The sequence below is a fragment of the Roseovarius sp. D0-M9 genome, assembly GCF_037083805.1.
GTDB lineage: Bacteria > Pseudomonadota > Alphaproteobacteria > Rhodobacterales > Rhodobacteraceae > Roseovarius.
The window spans coordinates 39,330-65,809 of the sequence record NZ_JBAPKZ010000014.1 but is presented as its reverse complement, the minus strand read 5'-3'; the positions used below and the strand labels follow the sequence as shown (position 1 = coordinate 65,809).

At 66.2% G+C, this 26,480-nt stretch carries 15 protein-coding genes; 12 read left to right on the top strand and 3 right to left on the bottom strand.

Annotated elements, in window-relative coordinates:
* From V8352_RS11025 to V8352_RS11015, 3 genes are read left to right on the top strand one after another with little or no spacing between them, the layout of a single operon-like run.
* Positions 1-1,575 carry a hypothetical protein gene (locus V8352_RS11025; protein WP_336424347.1) on the top strand — a complete coding sequence of 525 codons (1,575 nt, stop codon included), beginning with the start codon at positions 1-3 and terminating at the stop codon, positions 1,573-1,575.
* On the top strand, positions 1,572-2,690 hold the full coding sequence (locus tag V8352_RS11020; protein WP_336424346.1) for a glycosyltransferase: 1,119 nt from the start codon (positions 1,572-1,574) through the stop codon (positions 2,688-2,690). The genes V8352_RS11025 and V8352_RS11020 overlap by 4 nt, the downstream gene beginning before the upstream one ends.
* Entirely contained in the window at positions 2,687-3,631 is a 945-nt protein-coding gene (locus V8352_RS11015; protein WP_336424345.1) for a glycosyltransferase family 2 protein, read from the top strand. The genes V8352_RS11020 and V8352_RS11015 overlap by 4 nt, the downstream gene beginning before the upstream one ends.
* Before the next feature lie 4 nt (positions 3,632-3,635).
* On the opposite strand, the gene V8352_RS11010 is transcribed toward V8352_RS11015, so the two are convergent.
* On the bottom strand, positions 3,636-4,385 hold the full coding sequence (locus tag V8352_RS11010; protein WP_336424344.1) for a WecB/TagA/CpsF family glycosyltransferase: 750 nt from the start codon (positions 4,383-4,385) through the stop codon (positions 3,636-3,638).
* A gap of 127 nt (positions 4,386-4,512) precedes the next feature.
* Between V8352_RS11010 and V8352_RS11005 the strand changes: the two genes are divergently transcribed.
* The 8 genes from V8352_RS11005 to V8352_RS10970 all read left to right on the top strand — a co-directional run bounded on the left by V8352_RS11005 (position 4,513) and on the right by V8352_RS10970 (position 22,425).
* Positions 4,513-5,928, top strand: coding sequence for a hypothetical protein (locus V8352_RS11005; protein ID WP_336424343.1), 1,416 nt, complete (start codon positions 4,513-4,515; stop codon positions 5,926-5,928).
* A 248-nt stretch (positions 5,929-6,176) separates the two neighbouring features.
* Complete coding sequence (locus V8352_RS11000) at positions 6,177-12,644, top strand: type I polyketide synthase (protein WP_336424342.1); 6,468 nt, start codon at positions 6,177-6,179, stop codon at positions 12,642-12,644.
* Between the two features lie 22 nt (positions 12,645-12,666).
* Complete coding sequence (locus V8352_RS10995; RefSeq protein ID WP_336424341.1) at positions 12,667-13,686, top strand: glycosyltransferase family 2 protein; 1,020 nt, start codon at positions 12,667-12,669, stop codon at positions 13,684-13,686.
* A complete protein-coding gene (locus tag V8352_RS10990; protein WP_336424340.1) occupies positions 13,683-18,218 on the top strand; it encodes a MupA/Atu3671 family FMN-dependent luciferase-like monooxygenase in 4,536 nt (1,511 codons plus the stop codon). Before V8352_RS10995 ends, V8352_RS10990 begins: the two co-directional genes overlap by 4 nt.
* On the top strand, positions 18,218-18,958 hold the full coding sequence (locus V8352_RS10985; RefSeq protein WP_336424339.1) for a 4'-phosphopantetheinyl transferase family protein: 741 nt from the start codon (positions 18,218-18,220) through the stop codon (positions 18,956-18,958). Before V8352_RS10990 ends, V8352_RS10985 begins: the two co-directional genes overlap by 1 nt.
* Positions 18,959-18,968: 10 nt before the next feature.
* The gene (locus tag V8352_RS10980) at positions 18,969-19,925 is read left to right on the top strand and encodes a hypothetical protein (protein WP_336424338.1); all 957 of its coding nucleotides are present in this window, start codon (positions 18,969-18,971) and stop codon (positions 19,923-19,925) included.
* Positions 19,922-21,610 carry a hypothetical protein gene (locus V8352_RS10975; protein WP_336424337.1) on the top strand — a complete coding sequence of 563 codons (1,689 nt, stop codon included), beginning with the start codon at positions 19,922-19,924 and terminating at the stop codon, positions 21,608-21,610. Before V8352_RS10980 ends, V8352_RS10975 begins: the two co-directional genes overlap by 4 nt.
* Entirely contained in the window at positions 21,607-22,425 is an 819-nt protein-coding gene (locus V8352_RS10970) for a glycosyltransferase (protein ID WP_336424336.1), read from the top strand. The genes V8352_RS10975 and V8352_RS10970 overlap by 4 nt, the downstream gene beginning before the upstream one ends.
* 2 nt (positions 22,426-22,427) lie before the next feature.
* On the opposite strand, the gene V8352_RS10965 is transcribed toward V8352_RS10970, so the two are convergent.
* Positions 22,428-23,627 (bottom strand): glycosyltransferase, encoded by a 1,200-nt coding sequence (locus V8352_RS10965; RefSeq protein ID WP_336424335.1) that lies wholly within the window; start codon positions 23,625-23,627, stop codon positions 22,428-22,430.
* A gap of 142 nt (positions 23,628-23,769) precedes the next feature.
* On the opposite strand from V8352_RS10965, the gene V8352_RS10960 reads away from it, so the two are divergent.
* A complete protein-coding gene (locus V8352_RS10960; protein WP_336424334.1) occupies positions 23,770-25,128 on the top strand; it encodes an oligosaccharide flippase family protein in 1,359 nt (452 codons plus the stop codon).
* Here the strand turns inward: V8352_RS10960 and V8352_RS10955 are convergent.
* The gene (locus tag V8352_RS10955; protein ID WP_336424333.1) at positions 25,125-26,420 is read right to left on the bottom strand and encodes a GumC family protein; all 1,296 of its coding nucleotides are present in this window, start codon (positions 26,418-26,420) and stop codon (positions 25,125-25,127) included. The two genes, V8352_RS10960 and V8352_RS10955, sit on opposite strands and share 4 nt — an antisense overlap.
* Positions 26,421-26,480: the final 60 nt, after the last annotated feature.

Here is a 26,480-nt window from a genome sequence, read left to right as displayed (position 1 = left end):
ATGGCAAAGACCGACTACGGCGCGCCGCTTTTGTGGCTTGAGATGAAGGATGGCATCGCCACTGCTACCGGCCAGTGGTCGTGGCGGTCTGGACCTGATCTGCCGCAAGAGGTGGGCCGCCTCTTTGCCGGTTGGCACTGGGATGGCACTGCGCTGCGCGCCGAGGTGGATGTGCACGGCTTCCATAGTCTTTTCGTCTACCAGAAGGGCAGCACTCTGGCGGTTTCGCCTTCCCTTCTGGCGCTGGTCGCGGCGGGGGCGGACGCGGCGCAGGATCCGCGCGCGCTCGCCGTCTTTCACCGGATCGGGGTGTTCATCAACGACGACACGCCCCTGCGTCATGTGCGCACCTTGCCGCCAAACGGCCAGCTGACATGGCGCGCGGGCCGCGCCGAGATCACCGGAGGCGCACCCATCCCCAAGGCGCAGGACATCACGCGTGCGGCTGCAGTCGAGGGGATGACCGCGCTATTTCGGCAGGCAATGGCCCGGATTCTGGCCGCGTGGGAGGCCCCGCTGACCCTGCCGCTCAGCGGGGGGCGCGACTCGCGACATATCCTGCTTGAGATGCTGCATCAGGGCCGCGAGCCGCGCGCTTGCGTGACCTTTCATCATAACGGCAAGGCAATGAATGGCGAGGCGCTGGCCGCGCGGGCGCTGGCCCTGCGCGGTGGGGTCGCCCATGACGTCCTGGGTTATGCGCGCCCGCGCCTTGCCGATGCGCTGCGCTGCACGGTGATGACCAGCCTTTGCGCGGATGAGCATGCGCAGATGATGCCCCTGCACGATTACATGCTGGAGCAGGGGGGCGCCGCCTTTGACGGCATTGCAGGCGATATCCTGACCAATCCGGACAATGACGCCGAGGCGTTCTTTCGCCTGGCCGAAAAGGGGGATTTTACCGGCATCGCCCGAGGGCTGACGGAGGGGCACGCACGCGTCATCTCGACGCCCGAGTGGGAGCGCGGGGCGGGGCCGATCCTGTCACCCGGTATGGACGATGAGGTGCACGATTACCTCGGGGCCACGATTGCCAAATATGCGGATGCGCCGGACCCGTATCAGATGTTCTGGATGTATCACCGCACGCGGCGCGAGATCAATTTTGTGCCGGGCGCCATTCTGTCGCCCGCTGAAACGGTCTTTTGCCCCTATCTCGATCCCGATTTCGCCGCCTTCTGCCTGTCGCTCCCCTATAGCGTGACGCGCGATCAGCTTTTGCACGACGACGTGATAGCGGGGGCCTATCCGCGCTTTGCCGACATTCCCTTTGCCTCTGGATTTCCCGCGCCTACGGCATCGCGCGGCGGCGCCCGCCACAAGCTGCGCAGCGTGGCCGATGTGCTGCGGATCACCGCCACCATGGGACCGCGCGCCATGGCCGACCGGCGCGCGTTCCTCCGCGTGCCGCCGCGGCTGAGGCGTGGGCCGGATACGGCGCTGCGCCTGCACACGCTGTGCCTCGATGGGCTGGATGCGGCGCGCGCCCGCCGGCTCATCAGTATCACCGACCGGCTGACCGACGCGCGGCCAAGACGCCTGATTTCGGATGTGATCACGAAAGGTGCGACATGATCGAGTATCTCGGCCTTCGGCTTGCACGTGCGCGCCACGGGCGCAAGCGGCGGGGCGACTTTCAGCGCCCGTTTGATCCGGCGGCATCCAGGCGCGTCCTGCTCCTGGCCGTCGATCATCCCATCCCGCAAAGCCAACTGTTTGGCTTTCACTACTACGCGCCGTCATTCCGTGAGCGTCTGGATGCGGATATTCGTGAGGTGCCAGTCGATGCGCCTCTTGATCCATCACTTTTAAAAAGCGCGACAACAATCTGTTTGCAAACACATTTTGATATATCGGAGGAGGCGCTAAACGCGCTTGTCTCGCAGGTCCGCCAGCACAATCAGGATGCGCGTCTGATCTATCTTGATTGGTTCGCGCCAACCGATCTGCGCCTTGCTGCGCGGGTCGGACCGCATGTCGATGCCTATGTGTCCAAACATCTGCTGCGCGATCGGGGCAAATACGGCGAGCCGACCTATGGCGACACGACGCTCATGGACTACTACGGACGCGCATATGATCTGGACCATGAGGAGCAGATATTCAATATTCCCAACGATTTCCTTTCCAAACTTTATCTAGGTCCGTCCTTTCTGACGGGTGATTTTCTGCTGCCTGCCTTCGACCGGGGGCGGATGCCAGATGGCGCGCGCCCGCATGACCTGCATGCACGCATCGCGGTGGAGGGATCGCCTTGGTACAGCGCCATGCGCCGGGCCAGCGATGAGGCGGTCGCGCGCCTCGACGGTGTGCAGACTGTCACCGGCTTTGGCATCCGCCATGACCGTTTCCTGCGCGAGTTGAGGGCCTCCAAGGTCTGCTTCAGCCCGTTTGGCTACGGCGAGGTCTGCTGGCGCGATTATGAGGCGATCATGTGCGGAGCGGCCTTGCTCAAGCAGGACATGAGCCATGTGGACACCGCACCCGACATCTTTATCCCGGATGAGACATATGTGCCGGTCAAGTGGGATTTGAGCGATTTCGAGGAGCGTCTGAACTGGCTGTTGCAGGATGCGCCCGCCCGCGGCCGCATCGCGCGCAACGCCTTTGGCGTTCTGCACGACTACGCCCGTTCGGGCGCTTTCCTGGATCAGATGGCGCCCGCCTTGTTCGGGAACGAAGCACTATGACCCCACCCGTCGAGGCGGTCGTGATAGGCCGAAATGAGGGGGCGCGACTGATCGCCTGCCTTGCCGCGCTCGAGGGGCAGGTGGCACGCGTGATCTATGTCGACAGCGGCAGCACCGATGGCAGCCGCGAGGCGGCGCTGCGCGAGGGCGCAGAGCTGGTGCAGTTGGACACGGCGCAGCCCTTTACCGCCGCGCGGGCGCGCAACGCCGGTCTGGCGCGATGCACGGCCGAGTTTGTCCAGTTCGTCGACGGGGATTGCATCCTCGCGCCCGGCTGGATTGATGCTGCGCTGGCGCAGATGCGGTCAGATCCCGCGCTGGCGGTGGTTTGCGGACGACGCCGCGAGCTGCGCCCCGAGGCGAGTGTTTACAACCGCCTGTGCGATATCGAGTGGAATACGCCCGTTGGTCCCGCCCGCGCCTGTGGCGGCGATGCGTTGATGCGGCGCGCGCCGCTGGCGGCGGAGGGTGGCTTTGACGCTACGCTGATCGCGGGCGAAGAGCCGGATCTGTGCTTGCGTCTGCGCGCTGCGGGATGGGGCATTTACCGGCTGGATGCCGAGATGACGCAGCATGATGCGGATATGCACCGTCTTGGCCAATGGTGGCGCCGGGCCCGTCGCGCGGGCTATGCCTTTGCCGAAGGCGCCGCGCGCCACGGGTCACCCCCGGCGCGGCATTGGGTGACCGAGAGGCGGCGCGCGCTGATCTGGGGGCTGGTCCTGCCGGTAGCCATCTTCATGGGCACTCTGATCTGGCCGCCCCTTGCCCTCGTGGCGCTGGTCTATCCCGCTCAGGTGATGCGGCTGGGGCTGCGCAGTGGCGATTGGCCTTGGGCCTTTTTTAACGTCTTGGGCAAATTTGCCGAAGCGGGCGGCGCGCTGCGTTACTACATGGCGCGGCTGCGCAGGCGGCGCGGCGCCCTGATCGAATACAAATGAGCCGCTAGCGCGCTTTCCATGCGCGCAGTGCCAGCCCCGGCAGGATAGCCGCGCAGCGCGCATAGCGCGGCACGAGCCGCGCGGGATTGGTCATCGCCCGCCAGAGCCATTCCAGCGCCAGCGCCCGCATCAGGTGCGGCGCGCGCCGTTGGTGCCCGGCCAGAAAGTCGAGGCCAGCCCCGATCGACACGAGGCCCACCGATGGGGCGAGCGCGGCGCCGCGCGCGGCCAGCCTTTCCTGCTTGGGCGCGCCCAGCGCAAGAAAGCATAGGCCGGCGCCTGACTCCTCCAGCGCACCCAAGACCTCGGCAGCGGGCGCGCCACTTGGGTCAAACCCCATCGCGGGCGCATGGGAATAGGCCACCTCAAGTCCTGGCACCCGTTTGCGCAAATACGCTTCGGCGCCACCTAGCACGGCCTCGGTGCTGCCGATGAGGGCGATGGGGCGCCCCGTATCGCGCGCGACCTCGGCCAGTGGAACGATCATGTCCGAGCCGGGCATCAGCTCAACGGGATCGCCCGCCAGTTGCGAGAGCCAGCGAATGGGCCGCCCATCCGCGACGATGATGTCATGCTGCGCATAGGCTGCAGCAAAGCTGTCATCGGACCCGATCTGGACCATATGATCGAGGTTGACCGTCGCCATTCGAAACCCCGCCCGCCGCCGCAGATGGTCGTGCACACCTTCGAGCAGCGCGGCGCGGCGCGGGTGGCTGATGGCGACCTTGCGGCCATTGGCGGTGATCAGGAACATCGGCCAGGGTCCTTTGCCGGGGCTGCGCCTTCATACCTTTGCTGCGCCGCATTGCAAATGTCGTCGCAGGCGACAAGAGGTGCAGGGCGTGCTAAGACGCCCGCGTCGCCACCCTGCCGGACGCCTCATGCCCAACGCACTTGCCTATCTGATGCTGATGATCTGGCCGCTGGTCTGCGTCCTGCTGTGCCGCCGCCTGCCTGGGGAGCGGGCGATCATCTGGTGCATCCTCGGGGGCTATCTGGTGCTGCCGCCGTCGACGGGCTTCGACCTGCCGTTGGTGCCCGAGATGAACAAGACCTCGATCCCCAGTATCTGCGCCTTTGCGCTTGCGGTCTTTTATCTGCGGCGGCGCGTGCCGCTGTGGCCCGAGGGCTGGGGGATGCGTATCCTTGTTCTGGTCTTCGTGCTGGGCGCGGTGCCGACGGTCTTGACCAATGGGGATGTGATCCCCTTCACCATGCCGGGCGCATCCTTGCAGGGCCTTGGCCTGCGCGACCTTCTGTCGATGATGGTGGCTCAGATCATCGTGCTCTTGCCGTTCTTTCTGGGCCGCAGCCTGCTGGCCAGTGAACAGGGGCTGCGCGAGCTCTTGCTTGCATTGGTCATTGGCGCGCTGATCTATTCCATTCCGGCGCTGATCGAGATCCGGCTGAGCCCGCAGATAAACACTTGGGTCTATGGCTTCTTCCAGCATGATTTTCAGCAGATGATGCGCCAGGGCGGCTTTCGCCCCATCGTTTTCCTGCCCCACGCCCTGTGGCTCGCGTTCTTTGTCATGAGCGCGGCCATGGCCGCGATCGCGCTGGCGCGCGGCGCGTCCGGGACGGACCGGCTGCGCTATCTGGGTGCGGCGCTGTATCTGCTCATCTTGCTGGTTTTCTGCAAGAGCATCGCATCGTTGCTCTATGCGGCGCTTTTGACGCCGATCATCCTTTTTGCATCGGCCCGAATGCAGGTGCGGCTGGCCTTTGTGTTCGCCATGATCGCGATGATCTATCCGATGCTGCGCAACAATGACTGGATCCCGACCGAGGCGATCCTTGCGCAGGCCGAAGCATTCAGCCCCGAGCGTGCGCAATCGCTGGAATTCCGCTTTGATAATGAAGAGCAACTTCTTGATCGGGCGGATGAAAAACCGCTCTTCGGGTGGGGTGGATGGGGCCGGAATCTGGTGCGTGACGCGGAAACAGGGGAAATCCTGACCATCCCCGACGGCGAGTGGATCATCGTTTTCGGCACATTCGGCTGGGCGGGATATCTCGCCCAGATGGGTCTGATCGGTGGCCCGCTGATTCTGCTTTGGTGGGGGATGGGGGCAAGGGGCGCGGCGCCGATGCCGCCATATGTCGCGCCCGTTGCCGTATTGCTCTCGATCACGATGATCGACATGCTGCTGAACGCGATCCTGACGCCCTACACATGGCTGATGGCGGGGGCCATCGTTGGCTTTTGCGAAATGCGCGCTCGGGCGGACACGCACGACCCGACACCGCGTCGCCGTGTTGTCATCGGCCAGGTGGACGTGGCCACACGCCGCTGATTCCATTTGAAAAATGGCCAAAATGTGCCATTGTTGAAACGGGATGCATAATTTGTTTCTCAGCAGTGATTTGTCGCCTGCGCAACTGCAATATTAACGTCTATACGGTTTCTAAAAGTATATCGGTTGCAGTGGCTTACAGTATGAACTTGATGTTCGAAGAAAACTCTTCTTCGCGATAAATGCGCGCTATTGTATGGAGTAGGTTGACCCCGTGTGTTTGTGTGGGGCGACGGGGGGTTAATCTTATGGCTGCATCTTCCCATCTGGCCACGCCTATCAGCAATGCATCCGGTCGCAGTGTATCTGGTGACATCGCAATTGTTGGTATGGCGGCAAACGTTCCGGGGGCGGGCGATCTCCAGCGCTTTTGGGAAAACCTGTCTGGCGGCGTCGAGAGCATCGTGCAGATGGACCGGGACGCGCTGATCGCGGCGGGCGAGGATCCGGCGCGCATCGCACAGAAAAATTACGTTCCCTTTGCCGCGCCGATGGACGGCTTTGCCGATTTCGATGCCGAGTTCTTTGGGTTTGGTCCCAAGGAAGCGGCCATTCTGGATCCGCAGCACAGGAAATTCCTGGAAGTCACCTGGACCGCGATGGAGCAGGCGGGCCACGCGCCACGCAGCTTTGCCGGGCGCATCGGCGTTTTTGCCGGGTGCGGGCAGGGCAGCTATTACAGCGACAATATCCGCAGCAATCCAGATCTGGTCGAGGATGTGGGCCTTTTCCTCTTGCGTCATACGGGCAATGACAAGGATTTCCTGTCGACCCGCGTCAGCCATGTCTTTGATCTGAAAGGGCCCAGTGTCACGCTGCAAACCGCCTGCTCGACCTCGCTGGTGGCGGTGCATTACGCGCGTCAGGCGCTGATGCGCGGCGAATGCGACATGGCGCTTGCGGGTGGCGTGACGATCGAGCTGCCTCAGGGGCGCGGCTATCTTTACAAGGATAACGAGATCCTGTCGCCAGACGGGCATTGCCATGCCTTCGATCATCGCGCGCAAGGCACCGTCTTTGGCAGCGGCGCGGGCGCGGTGGCGCTGCGGCGGCTGGAGGATGCGGTGGCCGATGGCGATCATATCTGGGCCGTCATCAAGGGCACGGCGATCAACAATGACGGCGCGGCCAAGGCCGGATATCTCGCTCCCAGCGTCGAGGGGCAGGCGGAGGCCATCCGCGCCGCCCTCGGCGATGCGCAGGTGGATCCGGCCAGCATCGGCTACATCGAATGTCATGGCACCGGGACGTATCTGGGCGATCCGATCGAGGTCGCCGCATTGAACGCGGCGCATGCGGGTGCTGGCGGCACCTGCCACATCGGCTCGGTCAAGAGTAACATCGGCCATCTGGACACCGCAGCGGGCGTTGTCGGCCTGATCAAGACGGCGCTGTCGCTGCATCACGCGCAGATTGCGCCCAGCCTGAATTACGAGGCGCCCAATCCGGCCATCGACTTTGCCGCGGGTCGCTTTGCGGTGGCGGATCACCTGATGGATTGGCCCGCGCCCAACGCTGGCCCGCGCCGCGCCGCCATCAATTCGCTGGGCGTTGGCGGCACCAACGCCCATGTCGTGCTGGAGGAGGCGCCCGCGCGCGCCGCCTCGGAAGAGAGTGATTTTCCCTATCATGTCCTGACGCTCTCGGCGCGCAGCAAATCCGCGCTCGATGCCGCATCGTCGGACTTGGCCGCACATATGCGCGCGCATCAGGACGTGCCGCTCGCTGATATCGCCCACACGCTCAAGAACGGCCGCCACGGATTTGCCAAGCGGCGCGTGCTGGTTGCCGCGACGCATGAAGAGGCCGCAAGCCTTCTGGAGGCAGCCGATCCCTTGCGCGTTCACACCCATGAGGCGCCGAATGACGCGCCGCAGCTGGTCTTCATGTTTCCGGGTGGCGGCGCGCAATATCCCGGCATGGCCCGCGATCTATATGAGACCGAGCCGGTCTTTGCCGAATGGATGGACCGGGGCCTCGATCATCTCGCGCCGCAGCTGGGCTATGACCTGCGCGCGCTCTGGCTGCCTGAACCGGGGGGTGAGGCGGCCGCGGCAGAGGCGCTCAAGCGGCCCTCGGTTCAGCTCCCGCTTATCATGATGACGGAATATGCGCTGGCGCAGCTTTGGCTGGGCTGGGGCGTGCAGCCCGATGCGCTGGTCGGCCATTCGATGGGCGAGAATACCGCCGCCGCATTGGCCGGCGTGATGTCCTTCGAGGCGTGTATTGACCTCGTGCATCTGCGCGGTCGCCTGTTTGACAGCGTCCCGGCGGGCGGGATGCTGAGCGTACCTTTGGCGCAGGACGATCTTGCGCCGCTTGTCGGCCCGGATCTGGATGTTGCCAGCGTCAATGCGCCGGGGCTCTGCGCCGTTTCCGGCCCTCAGGCAGCGCTCGATGCGCTGGCCGCGCGCCTTGCGGGCGATGGCATCGAATGCCAGCGCGTCGCCATTGATATCGCCGCCCATTCGCGGATGCTGGATGATATTCTGCCGCAGTTCCGCGCGCACCTCGAGGGGATGAGCCTTGCGGCGCCGCAGATCCCGATCATGTCGAACCGCACCGGCGCACCGCTGAGCGATGCAGAGGCGATGGACCCCGAATATTGGGTGCAGCAGTTGCGCCAGACCGTGCATTTTGCCAGCTGCATCGACGCGCTGGCCGCGCGCCCATCCGTCTTTCTCGAGGTGGGGCCGGGCCGGGCGCTGGCGTCGCTGGCGCAGATGAGCCCGCACGTCAGGCCAGGACAAGCCTTCAGCACCCTGCGCCACCCCGATCATGCGATGGCGGATGACGCGCATTTCCTGGGGGTCATCGGCCGCCTCTGGGCCTGCGGGATCGAGGCGGATTGGGATCAGATCTGGGGCGGCGCGCGGCGCAACCGCGTGCTGCTGCCGGGATATCCCTTCCAGCGCAGCCGCTATTTCATCGAGCCGGGCAAGCCCGCCCATGCAGAGGCCCGCGCGCTGCTGCGCACGCCCGACATGCGCGACTGGGGCTATACCCCGCGCTGGCGGCCCCAGCCCGCGGATTGCGACACCGAAACCGAAGAGATCCTTGGCACGCCGCGCATATGGCTCATCTTTGCCGATGAGGCGGGTGCCGCGCCCCCGGTGGCCGAGGCGCTGCGCGGTGCAGGCCATACGGTGACGGTCGTGCGCTCTGGCGACAGCTTTCAGCGGCAAAATGAGGAGGCATACATCCTGTCGCCCGAACAGGGGCGCGAAGGGTATGAGGCGCTGCTGAGCGCGCTTGGCGCTGATGGCCGTCTGCCCCAACGCATCGTGCATTTCTGGGGTGTCACCGACGGCGAGACGCATCGCCCCGGCTCCAGCTTTTTCGACCGCAATCTCGAACATGGCCTTTATAGCCTGACCCATCTGGCGCAGGCCCTTGGCGCGGTTCAACTGCCCGACGGCTGCCACATGATTGCCGTGACCTCGGGCGCGCTGCGCGTGGCAGGCGAGGGGCCGTGCTATCCGGAAAAGGCCTGTGTCCTTGGCCCCATCGGCGTCATTCCCCGCGAATTTCCCGGCCTCACCGCGCAGTTGGTCGATGTCGAGCGGCCTGAGCCTGCCGCGCGCCGCAACCGCCGCACCGCCGAAGCGGGTGCAGCCCATCGCCATCGCCTCTTGATGCGCGAGGTGCTGGCCGAGCCCTCGAATACCGTCGCCGCACATCGCGCCGAGCAGCGGCTTGAGCGTGTGCTGCGTGCCACCCCGCTGGAGGCCGCAGAGGCAGAGCAACCGCCGGTTTATGCCAAGGGCGGTCTTTACCTCATCACCGGCGGGTTCGGCGGGATCGGTCTCAGCGTCGCGCGCGATATCGCGCAGCGGGCCGGCGGGCATATCGTGCTGTTGTCGCGCAGCGCGCTGCCGCCGCGCGAAAGCTGGGCGCGCATGGCGCAAACTCCGGGCAGCACGGCCCGCAAGATTGCCGCGATCCGCCAGATCGAGGATCTGGGCGGGCGTGTCACCTGCCTTGCTGCCGATGTCACCGATCTGGCGCAAATGCACCAGGTGCGTGCGGATCTGGCCAGGATCGGCCCGCTCGCGGGCATCATTCACGCGGCGGGCGTGATCGACGACGCGCCCCTTCTGACCAAGGATGCGGGAAGCATGCAGGCGGTTCTGGCGCCCAAGATCGCGGGCCTGCGCGTCATCGACGCGGTTTTCCCCGATGGCAGTGCCGACATGCTGGTCCTTTTCTCGTCAACCAGCACCTTGACCACGCCTGCGGGCCAAGTCGATTACGTCGCCGCCAATGCCTATCTCGACGCCGTGGCCGCTGCGCGGCGCGGCGGGCGCACCCGTGTGATCGCGATAAACTGGGGTGTCTGGTCAGATATCGGAATGGCAGCGGATGCAATGGCCCGCCGCACCGGCGAGGAGGACGCGCCGCGCACATTGGACACGCCAATGCTGCAAAGCGTGGCTGAGGCGGCAGATCTCGGCACGCGCTTCGTGCTCGAGCTGTCGCCCGAATCCGACTGGGTGCTGGCTGAGCATCGTACGCGGGCGGGGCAGATCCTGCTGCCCGGCACCGCCGTGATCGAGCTGGCGGCAGAGGCAATGGCTGGCGGCGCGGACTTCTGCCCCTTCCAACTGAGCGATTTGCACTTCTTGCGTCCCTTTGCCGCCGCGCCGGGTGCGCCGCAGGCCGGTGCGCTCAGGTTGGGTCCGGAGCAGGGCGTTCGCGCGCTGTCGCTCCACCGCCGCGCCGTTCTGGACGGGCACGCGGGTGAGGTGACGACCGCCGAGGCGCAGATCGCGCCCCTGACGCGCGCCGCCCCGCGCATCGACGTGAAGGGCATCGAGGCGCGCTGCGGCCCTTGGGCCGAAGGAGAGTTCACGTCGCCGCAGGAGGCGCATCTGGACTTTGGCCCGCGCTGGCGTGTGGTGCAGCGGACGGCTCTGGCTGAGGAGGAGGGCATCGCACATCTGGCGCTGCCCGCCGCGCATCGCGCGGATCTGGAGGTTGGCTGGCTTGCGCATCCGGCGCTTCTCGATCTGGCCACCGGGTGGGCCATCGCGCTGCATGCGGGCTATGATGCCAGCGATCTGTGGGTGCCAGCGGGTTATGCCGATCTGCGCATGTATGCCCCGCTGCCCGCCGACATCGTCAGTTGGGTGCGCCTTGGACAGGGCGGGGATGCGCAGACGGCGCTATTTGACATCACGCTGGCGACGCCGGAGGGTGATGTCCTGCTGGAGGCCGAGGGGTTTTGCATGCGTCGCCTTGCACATTCGGCGCTGGCAAGGCTCGACGCGCCGCCAGCCCCATCCGAGATCGACTTTGCCGCTGGCGAGGCGCTTCCGCTGACCCCGGCCGAGCAGCGCCTGATGCGCCAGATTGCCCAAGGCATCACCGCCAAGGAGGGCGCAGAGGCGCTCCACCGGGCGCTGGCGTCTGCCCGCGCAAGCGGCGCGGCGCGCATCGCCATTTCGCCCTTTGATCTGAATGCACTGATCGCCGAGGCGGCGACTGCACCGGATGCCAAGGGCAGCAGCGCCAGTTTCGAGCGTCCCTCGATGGATACCGACTACATCGCGCCCAGGGAGGGCACTGAGGCCAGCCTTGCCGCCATCTGGTCGGGCCTTCTGGGGATTTCGGACGTGGGGGCCGAGGACAGCTTCTTTGATCTTGGGGGGCATTCGCTGCTTGCGGTGCGTCTCTTTGCGCAGGTCAAGCAGCGCCACGGGGTGGATTTCCCCCTTTCGGTTCTCTTCGAGACGCCGACCATCGCGGCGCTGGCGGCGCGCATCGACGCGGCAGGCGGCGCCGTGGCAGGTGGCAGCGTGCCGGATGCGCCCGAAAAGGGTGAGCTTGCGCAGACCGAGGCCAATGATGCGCCTCAGTATCTGGTGCCGCTGCATCCGGATATGTCAGGTGCGCAGACGCCTATCTTCATTGTTGCCGGCATGTTCGGCAATGTGCTGAATTTGCGTCAACTTGCCCTGTTGGCCGGGCGCGACCGGCCCGTCTGGGGCCTGCAAGCGCGCGGGCTTATGGGCGGCGCCGCCCCGCACCGCACGATGGAGGCCGCCGCGACGGATTACATCGCCGAGATGCGCCGCGTGCAGCCCGAAGGGCCTTACTACCTGTCGGGGTTTTCGGGGGGCGGGATCACCGCCTATGAGATCGCGCAGCAATTGCGCCAGCAGGGACAGGAGGTGGGCCTGCTCGCCCTTCTCGACACGCCGCTGCCGCAGCGCCCGGCGCTCAGCCGCGCCGACAAGGCCCGGATCAAGCTGCAGGAACTGCGCCGCAAGGGGCCGCGCTATCTGGCCGAATGGGCAGGCGCGCGCCTGCGCTGGGAGCTGTCCAGAAGGCGCGGCGCTGGCCCCGCCGAGGCCCCCGGCAGTTTCCACAATGCCGCGATCGAAGAGGCGTTTCGCGCTGCCGCCGCCGCCTATTGCCCGGCCCGCTGGGATGGGCCGCTGACGCTCTTCCGGCCCAAGCTTGACAGGCATTGGCGGGGTATGGGCGGCGCATGGATCAGCGCGGCGCGCGAATATGTCATTCCCGACAATGGCTGGTCGACTTACTGCTCGGAGGTGTCGGTCATCGAGGTGCCCGGCGATCACGACAGCATGGTTCTGGTGCCGAATGTGTCGGTGTTGGCGGGCCATATCAGCGCCCTCGCGGCGGAGGCGGACAAGGCATCTCGCCGTGGCAGCGCGCCGCGATGGGCCAGTCGCACGGCGGCGGAGTAAGCATCACGTGACGGACCCTAGAATGCCAAGCATCCTCGTGATCGTGCTGAACTATCGCACGCCCGAGCTAAGCCTCAAGGCCGCCAGCCATGCTCTGACGGCGATGGAGGGGCTGCGGGGCGCGATCACCATCGTCGACAACGCCGCGGGCGACGGCTCGGGGCAGATGATCTCGGAGGCAATTGCCGCACGCGGCTGGGACCGCGTCACGCTGCTTCAATCGGGGCGCAACGGCGGCTTTGGCGCGGGTAACAATCTGGGGCTGCGCGCGGGATTGCCGGGCGGGGCAGCACCCGATTTTGTCTATATCCTGAATTCGGATGCGTGGCCGCACCCTGATACGATCCGGATTCTGCTCGACACGCTTGAGGCGCATCCCGAGGCAGGCATGGCAGGCAGCCGCATCGTGGGCGAGGATGGCGCGTTGCATCGCACGGCGTTTCGCTTTCCGTCGGTGCCGGGCGAGTTCGAGGGCGCGGTGCGCACGGGCCTCTTCACGCGGCTCTTGCGCGACTGGGTCGTTCCGATCCCGGTGCCCGAGGCGACCGCACCGGTCGATTGGGTCGCGGGGGCGTCGCTCATGCTGCGCCAGCGGATGCTGGACGAGATCGGCCTCTTTGACGAGACGTTCTTTCTCTATTTCGAAGAAACTGACCTTTGCCTGCGCGCGGCGCGTGCAGGCTGGTCCTGCCTATATGTGCCTGCCTCCGAGGCGGTTCATCTGGGCTCGGTCTCGACGGGGATGCGCGACTGGGCGCGCACGCCGGACTATTGGTTCGACTCGCGGCTGCATTACTTCGTGCAAAATCATGGTCGCGCCTATGCGGTTGCCGCGACAGTGGCGCGCGCGCTGGGCGAGGCGCTGTGGCGTGTGCGCTGCGTTCTGACGGGCTGCACGCGGCGCGATCCGCCGCACTTCTTGCGGGATCTGATCATGCACGGACTGCGCCACAGCGTCACGTGCCGGTCGCAGCGCGCGATCCCGGACAGCCGGGCGGTCCTTGCCGCCGAACGAACAGCGCGCGGAGGAGATCCGACATGAGCCTTTTTAGCTGCGTTCTCATCGGAGACGAGAGCCTGACCATCGCCTGCGGTGCCCAGCTGATCGAGCGGGGGGCAGCCATTTACGCAGTCGCGACGCGCGACGAGGCCGTGCGCGCCTGGGCCGAGGGCGCGGGTGTGCAAGTGGCAGAGCGCATCGAGGATGTGCCCGCTCTGGTGCCGGGCGGTGCCGACTGGCTCTTGAGCATCGCGAACCTTCGGATAGTGCCGCAGGAGATGCTGGAATGGCCTGCGCGCGGTGCGATCAATTTCCACGACGGGCCGCTGCCGGACTACGCGGGCGTCAACACACCGGTCTGGGCGATCCTGAATGGGCGCGCCGCGCATGGCGTGACCTGGCACCACATGACCGCCGGCGTGGATGCGGGCGATATATTGGTCGCGCGGAGTTTTGACATGCCGCGGGGCGTCACCGCACATGCGCTGAACGCGCGGTGCTATGCCGAAGGGCTCGACAGCTTTGGCGAGGTGATCGATCAGCTGGCCTCTGCCGCACCGCGCCGCGCTGCGCAGGATCTGACTGGGCGCCAAGTCTTCACCCGCACCGATCTGCCGCCAGCAGCGTGGTATCTGGATCTCATGGGGCCGGCGCAGGCGGCACTGGCACTGGTGCGCGGGCTCGACTTCGCGGGGCACGCCAATCCGGTCGCGACCGCGCGCATTCACATCGGCGAGACGCCCGTGCAAGTGGGTCGCGCCGAACCTGCCGCCGAACCTGCCCATGGCGCGGGCGCGCCGGGTGTGGTCATCGCCAAGGGTGCGGATTGGCTGACCGTGATGTGCGCGGATGGTGCGCTGCGCCTTTCGGGGTTGCGGCGGATGGACGGACGGGTGCCGGAAGTGGCTGTGGCCGTCGGCGACACCCTGCCACGTCCCGCTGTGGATTGTGCCGCGCGCGCGGCTCTCGCTCCGCATGAGGATCACTGGCGCCGCGTGCTCAGCGCCGCCGAGCCGCTTGGCTTGCCTCTGGCCCGGCGCAGCGAGGCCGCGCCCGATTGGCAGGCCCGCGCCATCGCTCTGCCCGAGGGGTTGAGCCGGGCCGAGGGCGTGCGCCGCATTGCCCGATGGGCCGCGCTGAGCGCGGGCGGCGAGGGCTATCTTGCCCATCGCGGCGCGGGGGATTGGGCGGATGATGCGGCCCCATGGGTTCCACTGACCAGCGAGGACGCTCCCGCGGCGCTGCGCGATGCCGATGCGCATGGGGCGATGGCCGCCGATCTGGGGCTGCGCCTGCCGGGCGCGCCGGGCCTTGACGTGCCATCCGTGGGCCTGTCGGAAGCCGGTGCGCCGATCCCCGGCACGGTGCTGAGCGTTCTATTGCCCGAGGGCCAGCTGATGGTGGACGCCGCGCGGCTGGATCCCGCTGCGGCAGATCTCATGGCGGCGCGGCTGGATGAGCTGTTGCAGGGCGGCACCGATATTGCGCTGCCGGAGGCGGACCGCGCCCTTCTTGACGGCTGGCACGGCGCTGCCGTCGATCTGGGCGACGCGCGGACCATCCATGGCGCGATTGCGGCGCAGGCCGCGCGCACGCCCGGCGCCACGGCGCTGGTCTTTGAGGACAGATCGCTCAGCTATGCCGATCTGATGACCCAAGCGGATGCCGTGGCGGCCGCATTGCAAGGCGCGGGCGTGGCGCGCGGCGCCCATGTGGCGCTTTGCGCGGCGCGCGGTCTGCCTCTTGTGATCGGCGCGCTTGGTATCTTGAAGGCGGGGGGCGCCTATGTGCCGCTTGATCCCGACTATCCCGCAGCGCGGCTTGCCCATGCCATCACCGATAGCGGCGCGGCGCATGTGCTGACCGAGGCTGCGCTGGAGGGGTTGCTGGCCGAGCCGCTGAGAACAACAGCCGCCAAGGTGATGCGGATCGAGGATATCCCGCAATCGCACGGCGCAGTGACAGATACCGCCACGCTCGAGGATCCCGCCTATCTGATCTATACCTCCGGCTCGACCGGCACCCCCAAGGGTGTGCGTGTCAGCCATCGTAACGTCGCCAATTTTCGCGCCGGGATGGACGCGCATGTCGATGCGGGCGCGGGCGACGTCTGGCTGGCGGTGACCAGCCTTGCCTTCGACATCTCGGTGCTCGAGCTTTTTCATACGCTCAGCAGGGGCGTCAAGGTCGTGCTCAGCGGAGGCGAGACGCGCGCCGCCGTCTCGGGCAGCTCGCGGATGCGCGGCGCGGGGCGTGGCGGCATGAAATTCGGCCTCTATTACTGGGGCAATGACGGCGGCAGCGAAGCGGGCAAATATCATCTTTTGCTGGAGGGCGCCAAATTCGCCGATGCCAATGGCTTTACCGCGCTCTGGACGCCCGAGCGACATTTCCATGCCTTCGGCGGCGCCTATCCCAATCCTTCGGTGACGGGCGCGGCGGTGGCGGCGGTGACGCAAAACCTCGATATCCGCGCGGGCAGCTGCGTGGCACCGCTACACCATCCGGCCCGCATCGCCGAGGATTGGGCCGTGATCGACAACATGACGGGCGGGCGCGCGGGGATTGCCTTTGCCTCGGGCTGGCAGCCAGATGACTTCATCCTGCGCCCCGAGAATACGCCCCCCGCCAACAAGCCCGCGCTTTACGCCGCGCTCGATCAGGTGCGCGCGCTCTGGCGCGGGGAGGAGGTGGGCTTTCCCACGGCATCGGGCGCGCCGCATGGCGTCGTCACTTATCCGCGCCCGGTGCAGGCCGAACTGCCGGTCTGGGTGACCACGGCAGGCAATCCCGACACATGGCGCGAGGCGGGCGCGCTGGGCGCGCATGTGCTGACCCATCTGCTTGGCCAGACCATCGAGGAGGTGCGCGGCAAGATCGAGATCTACCACGCCGCCCTGCGCGAGGCCGGTCACGATCCGGCTGATTTTCAGGTCACGATGATGCTGCACAGCTATCTGGCCGAAAGCCGCGAGGCCGCTCGCGAGGTCGCACGCGGCCCGATGAAGGATTACCTGCGCAGCGCGGCGGGTCTCATCAAGCAATATGCCTGGGCCTTCCCTGCCTTCAAGAAGCCCAAGGGCGTGCAGAACCCGATGCAGATCGACCTCGGCGGGCTGGATGAGGATGAGATGGACGCCATCCTCGACTTTGCGTTCGAGCGATACTTCGAGGATGCGGGGCTTTTTGGCACTGTCGAGGATGGCCTCGCGCGGGTGGAACAATTGGCCGAGATCGGCGTGACCGAGATCGGCTGCCTCATCGACTACGGTATCGACGCAGCGCGCGTCCTTGAGGGCCTGCGCCCCATCGCCGAGGTGCTGCGCCGGGCGAATGCGCCCGATGTGCTGGAGGCTGATGACTTCTCGCTTGCCGCGCAGATCGTGCGCCACGGCGTCACGCATCTGCAATGCACGCCCAGCATGGCGCGGATCATGGCAATGAACCCCGAAGCGCGCAGCGCGCTTGGCCGCCTGCACCGTCTCTATCTTGGGGGCGAGGCCCTGCCGGGCGATCTGCTCGCCGACCTGCGCCGCGCCAGCTCCGCGCGCATCCTCAACATGTATGGCCCGACCGAGACGACGATCTGGTCCACGGTGCAGCCGCTGGAGGATGCCATTTCAGGCACGGCCCCCATCGGGGCGCCCATTGCCAATACCGTGTGCCACGTGCTGGACGAGGCGGGGGTCCCCGTGCCGATCGGTGTGCCCGGCACACTCTGGATCGGGGGGGCGGGTGTCTCGATGGGCTATTGGCAGCGCCCCGATCTGACAGCTGAGCGGTTTCGCGAATTGCCGGGCCTTGCGGGCGGCACGCTTTATGACACGGGCGATCTGGCCGCATGGCGCGCGGATGGCACGCTGGCCTTTCTCGGGCGCAACGACGGGCAGGTGAAAATCCGCGGCCACCGGATCGAGCTGGGCGAGATCGAGGCGCGCATCGCGGCGCATCCTGGTGTGACCGGGGCGGTCGTCACGGCAAGGGGCGAGGGCGGGGATATCCGGCTCGCCGGTTATTTCACGGCCCCTAGCGCGATCGACACGGACGCGCTGCGCGCCGAGCTGTCGCAACATATGCCGCCCGCGATGGTGCCCGCCAGCCTGACTTTGCTGGAGACCTTCCCGCTGACCCCGAACAAGAAGATCGACCGCGCCGCCTTGGCCGTGCGGCAGCCTGATGCCCAACCTGCGGTCAGTGCGCCGGAGGCAAAGCCGCCCGTGTCACAAGACATTCGGAGCGCGCCGCCCATGGGCGCAGCGGATCTGACGCCGCAGATCGCACGGATCTGGTGTGATGTTCTTGGCCTCACGGACGTGCAGCCGGGCGACAACTTCTTTGCGCTTGGGGGGCACTCCTTGCTGGCCGTGCAGATGCACCGCGACATATCGGCGGCTCTGCCGCAGGTGCGGCTGACGATCACCGATGTGTTCCGTTACCCGGTTCTGTCCGATCTGGCCGCGCATCTGGGCGGCGCCGCGCCCGAGGCGCCCAAGACTGTGCCTCAGGCACCTGCGCGCGATGACATGATGCAGCGCCGCCGGGCAATGCGCGCGGCGCGCAGCGAGGTCCGGTGATGTGCAATTTGCAGGGTTATCCGGCCTCGACCATCCCCTCCGGCGCGCCAACGCCGCACCGCGAGGGCCGTCTGGCAGCGCTTTTTGCGGATGAGGTTGAAATCAGCTTGAGCGATCCACGCGCGCCGCAGCCAGCCCATTGGGCCGAGGAGGCGGGCAGCATCATGCGCGCCGTGCCCGCCCGCGTGCAGGAATTCGCCGCAGGCCGCGCCGCCGCGCGCGCCGCGATGGTCGCACTGGGCCGCGCGCCCGCGGCCGTGCCAGCAGGCCCTGACCGCGCACCCATCTGGCCCGAGGGGCTGGTAGGCAGCATCTCGCATTGCGGGCATTTGTGCATCGCGGCGCTGGCCCCGCGCGTTCAAATCCGCGCCATCGGTGTCGATCTGGAAGAGGCCGCGCCCCTCGACCGCAATCTGATCCCCGAAGTCTGCACCCTGGCCGAGCGCGCATGGCTGGCCTGCCAGCCCGAGAACGCGCGCGGTATCCTTGCGCGGCTGATCTTTTCCGCCAAGGAATGCACGTATAAATGCCAATATCCGCTGACCGAAACCCTCTTTGATTTCGATACGCTGGAGATTACGCCCGATCTGGACACAGGCCAGTTCGAGGCGACATTTGCGCGCCCTGTGGGCGAATTTGCCGCCGGTGCCCGTCTTTCGGGGCGGTTCACGATGGAGGATGATGTTATCGCCTGCGGCATGACGCTGGCGCGCAAGCCTCGCTGGGGGCTAAGACGATGATTTTGGAGGCATGGCACATATGGGCAAGCGCGTGATGATCTGGCTGGGCGCGGGCATTCTGGCGCTGACCGGTGCGGCGATGGCTTGGACGTGGGCTAGCCGCGCGCCCTCGCCTGAGGTGCTGGAGGCGGCGCATGCGGCGCCATTGCCCGCGCCCGAGGGCGCGCTGCAAGTCTATCACCTTGGCCATTCGCTGGTGGGCCGCGACATGCCCGCCATGCTGGCGCAGCTTGCGCCCGAAGGGCACGGGTATCACAGCCAGCTTGGCTGGGGCACATCCCTGCGCGAGCATTGGGAGCCGGATGTGCCTATCAACGGCTTTGACGACGAGAACGCGCATGACCGTTTCAGACCCGCAAAGGAAGCCATCGGCAGCGGGGCATATGATGCCGTCGTGCTGACCGAAATGGTCGAGATCGAGGATGCGATCCGCTCTCACAAGAGCGCTGAGTATCTGGCCAGATGGGCGAAGCTTGCGCGCAGCGAAAACCCCGAAATGCGGGTCTATCTCTACGAGACATGGCATCAGCTGGATGATCCCAAGGGCTGGCTGGAGCGGCTGGATGCCGATCTGCCCGGCGCTTGGGAGGCGCGCATCCTGCGCCCTGCGCATGATGTGGATGCACCTGCCGTGCGCGTGATCCCGGCAGGGCAAGTCATGGCCGCGCTGGTGCGCCGGGTCGAAGCCGAAGGCGGCATCGGGCCGATGCGCACGCGGCGCGACCTCTTTCGCCTCAAGCCCGACGGCAGCCAAGACATGATCCATCCAAGCGATCTGGGCAATTATCTGGTCGCGCTGACGCATTACGCGGTGCTGTATCATCGCTCGCCTGTCGGACTGCCGGATGCGCTGCTGCGCGCCGACGGCACGGCGGCGGAGACGCCGGGGCCAGAATTGGCGCGCGTCATGCAAGAGACGGTCTGGGACGTGGTGACGGGCTATGCAAAGACGGGAGTGGCATCATGACCCTCAGCCGCCGCGCGGTGCTGGCGGGCCTTGCGGCCGCGCCCTTTGCGCCCCGAATTGGTCTTGCGAGCGCGCAACAGTCACTTGCCGTCAACCTTGCGCCGATCAATGATTGGAGCACCCAGCAGCCATTTATCGACGTATTCAAAACCGCGCGCCGCTGGATCGGGCATCTGCCGGGCCAATGGGGCGGGCGCGATTACGCGGACCTCGCGGCGCAGGGCCTTCTGGACGCTCACGGCTGGCCGAAAGAGCTGCCGCGCGATCTGGGATCGATCGGGACTCTGATACTGACCGATTTACCCGAAGAGGCGCAAGCGCTGGCCGGGCGTTATGTCCTGCGCTTTGACGGGACGGGCATCGTCGAGGTTGCCGGGCGTGCGCAGAATGTGCGCTACGGCGACGGCGAGGTAAGCTTTGATTTTGCCCCCGGCTCCGGCCCGGTCGATATTCGGATTCAGCGCAGTGATCCGGGCGGAAATGGCGATTATATTCGCAATATCAGCGTCGTGCGCGCCGATCTTGTTGCGTCGCATGAGGCCGGTGCAATGTTCCGGCCTGACTGGCTTGAGATGCTCGGCGGGCTGCGGAGCTTGCGCTTCATGGACTGGATGAACACCAATAATTCCGAGGTGGACGACTGGAGCCGCCGGCCGACGCCGGATGATTTCTCCTACACGCGCTCCGGCGCACCGCTTGAGGTGATGATGGCCCTTTGCGAGCAAACCGGCGCCGAGCCGTGGCTCTGCGTGCCGCATCTGGCGGGCGACAGCTATGTGCAGGCCATGGCGGCGGCGGTGCGTGATATGCTCCCGCAAGGGCTGCGCGTGCATGCCGAATTCTCGAACGAGGTGTGGAACTGGCAGTTTGCACAAACAGAATGGGCCGATGCGCAGGCCCGCGCGCTTTGGGACGAGGCGGACCGGGGGGCGCAGTTTCACGGGCTGCGCGCGGCAGAAGTGGCGCGGATCTGGAGCACGGCCTTTGCTGAGGATCGCGCGCGGCTGGTCAATGTGATCGGCACGCAGACGGGCTGGCTGGGCCTTGAGGCGGATATCCTGAATGCCCCGCTGGCCGTTGCCGATGGCTGGGCCGCGCCCGTGGAGGCGTTCGACGCCTACGCCGTCACGGGATATTTCGGCCATGTTCTGGGCACGGATAAACGGCGCGGGCTGATCGCCGGTTGGCTCGAGGAGAGCCTTGACGCCGCCTCTGGCGTGGGCCGCGATGCCGGGCTGACCGGCGCGGAACTGGAGAGCTATATCGACGCGCATCGCTATGATCTGGCCACGCAATACGCCGCCGCCGAGCTGCGCAGCGGGGCGCAGAGCGGGGATCCTTCCGATACGCTGGAGGATCTGATAACGCGCATCTGGCCCCATCATGCCGAGGTGGCGCAGCGGCACGGGCTGGACATGACGATGTATGAGGGCGGCACGCATGTCGTCGGGCTTGGCCCGCAAGTGGATGATGATGCGCTGACTGATTTTTTCGTGCATCTGAATTACAGCGCCGAGATGGGTGCGCTCTATGCCGACTTGCTGGATAGCTGGGCCGCGCTGGATGCGGGGCCGTTCAACCAGTTCAATGACGTGTCGGCCCCCGGCAAATGGGGCAGCTGGGGCGCAATGCGCTGGCCAGATGACCGCAACCCCCGCTGGCGCGCGGTCGAGACGCGCAAGTGACGCACTCCGCAACCGTCATCATTCCGGCGCATGACGAGGCGGGCTACATAGGCGCGTGCCTTGAGGCTGTCTTTGCCTCGGATCTGGGTGGCGCGGCCTTGCAGGTGATCGTCGTCGCAAATGGGTGCCATGACGCGACAGCCGAGATTGCCAGACGCTTTGACGCGCCGCAGCGTGATCTTTTGGTCATCGAAACGGCGCAGGGGGGCAAGCTGAATGCGCTTGGTCTTGGTGATGCGGCGGCGCGGCACGGCACCCGCATCTACCTCGATGCGGATGTCGTGATTTCGCCAGACCTCATCGCGCAACTGATCGATGCACTCGGCGGCGCGGCGCCGCGCTATGCAAGCGGCACGCCTGTCGTTCCGCCCCCCCATAGTCCCATCACGCGCGGCTATGCGCGGTTCTGGCAGTGCTTGCCGTTCTTCACTCAGGACGTGCCGGGTTTTGGGGTCTTTGCGGTCAATGCGGCAGGGCGCGCGCGTTGGGGCGACTGGCCGCAGATCATTTCGGACGACACATTCGTGCGCCTGCAGTTCCCCCCGCAGGCACGGGTGCGCGTGCCTGCGAGCTATCGTTGGCCAATGGTCGAAGGCTGGCGGCGGCTGGTGCGCGTGCGGCGGCGGCAGGATCGCGGCGTGCGCGAGATCGAGGCGCGGTATCCCGACCTTCTGGCCAATGCCGGGACAGCCCGCTTGGGCCTGCGCGGCATCGCCCGCCGGGGGCTGCGCGATCCGGTTGGCTTTGCGGTCTATGCGGCGGTATCGCTGGCGGTGCGTCTGCCGGGGCCGGGCGGCTGGGTGCGTGGCAGATGAGGCTACTGCCTGCGTATGTGATCTGCCAGCTTGGCCGCCTCGGTATCGACATCGTGCCGCTCGAGCACACGCGCGCGTGCATCGCTGCCCATATGGGCCAGATCACTCGGCGGCGTTTGGGCCATCCGGACCATGGCTTGCGCCAATGCGCTGGCGTCACCCGCCGGAACCAGCCAGCCGGTCTTGCCATTCTCGACCAGCTCGGGGGTGCCGGCGATATAGGTTGCGATTACGGGGCGGGCAGCGGCCATCGCCTCCATCACCACCATCGGCAGGCCCTCGGCAAAGCTGGGCATGACGAGGCCATGGGAAGCGCCAAGCGCGGTGCGTACGCCCGCCTCGTCCAGCCAGCCTGTCAGCGTGACATGATCGCCCAGACCCGCGGCAGTGATCGCGTCCGCGATCACGCCGCGCAGTGGGCCATCGCCGATCAAGGTCAGGTGAATGTCCGGCGTTTCTTCCAGAGCTTCTTGCAGCGCGGGCACCAGCATCATCTGGCCCTTTTGTTCGACAAAGCGCCCAATGGCGACGAGGCGCAGCGACCCTTCGGGCATCGGCGCGGGGTCTGCAAAGCGCGCAGGTTCGATCCCGCAATGAACCACCTTGATCCGCGGCCAGACAGTATGGTCGACCAGCCTGCTCAGCTGCGAGCGGCCATAGCTGCTGACGGCGGTGGTAAAGGCGGCGCGCTCGATCTTGGGCGCCAGAGACAGCGCGCGCGGGGCGTCGAACTCCTCGGGGCCGTGAACGGTGAAGCTGTAGGGCGGACCGCCCATTTCATGCGCCAGCATCGCGACGGTTGCGGCGTTGGTGCCGAAATGCGCGTGAAGATGCGCCGCGCCCGATCCGGCGCAGCGCCGCACGACATGCGCGGCCTCGGCCAGATAGATCAGATGCCGCAGGCGCCCCGCCTCGCTGCGCCCGCCGCAGCGCCATGCCAGCGCCAATGCGGCGGCCATGCTGCGTGGCGTGCGCCACGCCTCGGCCGCCAGATCGCGCAGCAGCGCGACCGCGCCGCGCCCAAGCACATAATGCGTGCGCGCCGCCTCGTCCCTGTCGCCCGCATCGACAAGGGCGGCATCGGGCGTGCGCATCGCGATGCGGTCGATGACAAACCCCAGCCGTTCCAATGCCTGCATCTCGCGCCGGATAAAGCTGTGCGAGGGCTGCGGATAGGTATTGAGGATATAGGCGATCTTCACGTCGGCGCGCTCCGGCTATGAGATGTGCAGGGTATCGGCGCCTGCGTGCGCCGCAAGGCGATTGCACCTTTGCGCGGCATTTTGCAGGGTCTGAGTGGCAATCGCGCCCGCACGCACGCGGCCGGGTCAGGGAGGTCTGCGAATGAAACAACTGGCGCGCGCGTTCGCCGGCAATGCACTGACCGCGCGTGTCCTGCGCAGCGTGTCGTGGGTGATGATCGGCTATGGCGGCGCGCAAGCGATCCGGCTGGCGTCGAACCTCATCCTGACGCGCCTGCTGTTTCCCGAGGCATTTGGCCTGATGACGCTGGTGACGGTCGTCACGGTGGGGCTGATGATGTTTTCGGACGTGGGCATCGGCCCCTCGATCAGCCAGTCCAAGCGCGGCGATGACCCGGATTTCCTGAACACCGCCTGGACCATTCAGGTGATGCGCGGTCTCGCGCTTTGGGGGGTGACGCTGCTGCTGGCCGTCCCGATGGCCCGGATCTATGACGAGCCGCTGCTCGCGACCTATCTGCCCATCGCGGGGGTCGCGCTGATCATCTCGGGGTTTTTCCCGACGCGAATCGAGACAGCGCATCGGCACCTTGTCTTTGGCAGGCTGACCGCGCTGGATCTGGCCGCCCAAGCCATCGGGGTGATCGCGATGATCGTTCTGGCTCTGATGACCCGGTCCGTGATCGCGCTGGTGCTGGGCAGCCTCTTTACTGCGGTGGCCAAGCTGATCCTGACTTCGCTTTTCTTGCCCGGCGCGCGCAACCGGTTCCGGCTGGAGCCTGCCGCAGTGCGCGAGCAAGTGCATTTCGGCAAATGGATATTTCTCAGCACGGCTTTCGGGTTTCTCAGCGTGCAGGGCGACAAGGCAATTCTCGGTGGGCTGCTGGATCTGCGCACTCTGGGCATCTACAATATCGGCTATTTTCTGGCCAGTTTCCCCGCGCTCCTCGGCGGATCCGTGGCGCAGCAGATCCTCATCCCGATCTATCGAGACCGCCCGCCGGATGGGAGCGAGCCCAATCGTCGGCGCCTGCGCAAGATGCGCGTGCTGATGACCAGCGGCGTCTTTGCCATGCTCGCGGTCATGGCTCTGGCGGGGCCGTGGCTGGTGTCGGTGCTCTATGATCCGCGCTATGCGCCTGCGGGCGCGATGCTGGTCCTGATCGCGCTGGCCTTTTTGCCACAAGCCATCGGGCTTAGCTATGATCGCGCGGCGCTGGCTGCGGGAGACTCGCGCGGGGTCTTTGTCTATTCGGCGCTGCGCGCAGTGCTTCAGATCGCGATGCTCTACGGCGGATTTCAGGCGTTTGGTCTGATCGGTGCATTGGTTGCAATGGGGCTGGCCCTGCTGATCGCCTACCCCGTGCTGATCCGTCTGGCGCGGCGCCATGGCGCATGGGACGCGGCGCATGATGCGTTTTTCGCCGTGGTAGCGCTGGGGCTTGTGGCGCTGGCGCTATGGCTGCATTGGGCGCCGATCGCCGCGCTGGCTGTACGCTAACGGCGCCGAAAGAGCCGATCACGAAGGCTGCGCCGACGCCTGACTGGCTGCATCTGGGGGATCGAGACGACCGGGCGCAGGCCAAGCGCATGTTCCATCTGCGCTGCCGAGCGTATGACCGGATGGCGCAGGTCCACGAGGAAAGCGGCCCCGATCGCTGCAATCGTGCTGGCCACGACACCCAGCGCCGCCAACAGCTTGCGCGAGCGCGTGTAGGGGTGCTCGGGCAGGGACGCGGGTTCCAGCACGGTCAGCCGCTCGGCCTGGCGCTGCGTTTCCAGCCGGTAGGCGATATCGGCCTCCTTTCGGCGCGCGCTGGCGGCCTCAAGCTCGGCCTGAAGGGAGGTCATCTGGCGTTCATACTCCTCCACTTGTCGCTGGGTTTCTGGCGTGCCCTCAATCGACGCACGCAGCGCGTCGATGTTGCGCTGCAAGAGCGCGCGTTCTTCTTCGAGGCTATCCAGCTGGGCCTGCTGCTCTTCGCGGTCGCGCCGTTCGACACGTGATTCCGCAGGACCGGCGATCTGCCGTTGCAGCGCAATCATCTGGCGGTCGATGGTCAGGAGCGTCTCGTTCAGGGTCACAATTTCGCGCTGAACGCTATCGGCCTCGCCGGGCAGGGCAACATCGTTGCGTGCCCTGAACTGGCTGATCTCGCGCTCGAGCGCCTGCACCGCGCTGCGGGCCGCATCCTCTTGCAGTGTAAAGAAATCGAGCGTCTCGCGCGACTGGTCGAGCCGCGTGCTGACGCTGAGCGACACGGTGCGGCGCGAAATCTCATGCGCGAGGTTTTGCGCGCCGGCGGCCGTTGGCCAATTGGCGGTTATGCGCAAAAGCGATACCTCGCCATCGTCGCTATAACCTTCGCGCGCGGCGGCCACGCCGGTGATACTGACAGATTCGCGAACGATCGCCACTTGTCGTTCCTCTGTCATTGCGGGCGCGTCGTCGAACAGCCCCAATTTCTCGATCAGGTCCAGAATGGCACCGCGCGACATCACCTGTTGTTCGATCAGTTGAAGCCTGCGCGCGGAGGAGCCTTGGACGGTCGAGGGGGCCATTTCGCCGGGAATGATCGCGCCCTGCATCTGAAGCACTTCGGACGAGGTATAAAGGTGCCGCTGAGCAGCGGCGAACAGCAACGACAGGATGCAGCCGAGCACAAAGACGCCAATAACCACGCCGCGGCGGCGCCGCAGCATGTCCATGAAGTCTGCAACCGAGAATATAGATCCCATTCGCTGGTTGGTCCCGCGCTGATCGGGGCGTCCGGCGGCAGGCCGGGCACCCATGGTTATGTCCGTCCGCACCACCTGACATGGTAAAGGGGCGACAATATGACGAAGGATGTA

Bases quoted from the DNA above. Each gene is read 5' to 3' on its own strand.
- V8352_RS11025 (WP_336424347.1), top strand. From the start codon at position 1: ATGGCAAAGACCGACTACGGCGCGCCGCTTTTGTGGCTTGAGATGAAG.
- V8352_RS11020 (WP_336424346.1), top strand. From the start codon at position 1,572: ATGATCGAGTATCTCGGCCTTCGGCTTGCACGTGCGCGCCACGGGCGC.
- V8352_RS11015 (WP_336424345.1), top strand. From the start codon at position 2,687: ATGACCCCACCCGTCGAGGCGGTCGTGATAGGCCGAAATGAGGGGGCG.
- V8352_RS11010 (WP_336424344.1), bottom strand. From the start codon at position 4,385: ATGTTCCTGATCACCGCCAATGGCCGCAAGGTCGCCATCAGCCACCCG.
- V8352_RS11005 (WP_336424343.1), top strand. From the start codon at position 4,513: ATGCCCAACGCACTTGCCTATCTGATGCTGATGATCTGGCCGCTGGTC.
- V8352_RS11000 (WP_336424342.1), top strand. From the start codon at position 6,177: ATGGCTGCATCTTCCCATCTGGCCACGCCTATCAGCAATGCATCCGGT.
- V8352_RS10995 (WP_336424341.1), top strand. From the start codon at position 12,667: ATGCCAAGCATCCTCGTGATCGTGCTGAACTATCGCACGCCCGAGCTA.
- V8352_RS10990 (WP_336424340.1), top strand. From the start codon at position 13,683: ATGAGCCTTTTTAGCTGCGTTCTCATCGGAGACGAGAGCCTGACCATC.
- V8352_RS10985 (WP_336424339.1), top strand. From the start codon at position 18,218: ATGTGCAATTTGCAGGGTTATCCGGCCTCGACCATCCCCTCCGGCGCG.
- V8352_RS10980 (WP_336424338.1), top strand. From the start codon at position 18,969: ATGGCACATATGGGCAAGCGCGTGATGATCTGGCTGGGCGCGGGCATT.
- V8352_RS10975 (WP_336424337.1), top strand. From the start codon at position 19,922: ATGACCCTCAGCCGCCGCGCGGTGCTGGCGGGCCTTGCGGCCGCGCCC.
- V8352_RS10960 (WP_336424334.1), top strand. From the start codon at position 23,770: ATGAAACAACTGGCGCGCGCGTTCGCCGGCAATGCACTGACCGCGCGT.
- V8352_RS10955 (WP_336424333.1), bottom strand. From the start codon at position 26,420: ATGGGTGCCCGGCCTGCCGCCGGACGCCCCGATCAGCGCGGGACCAAC.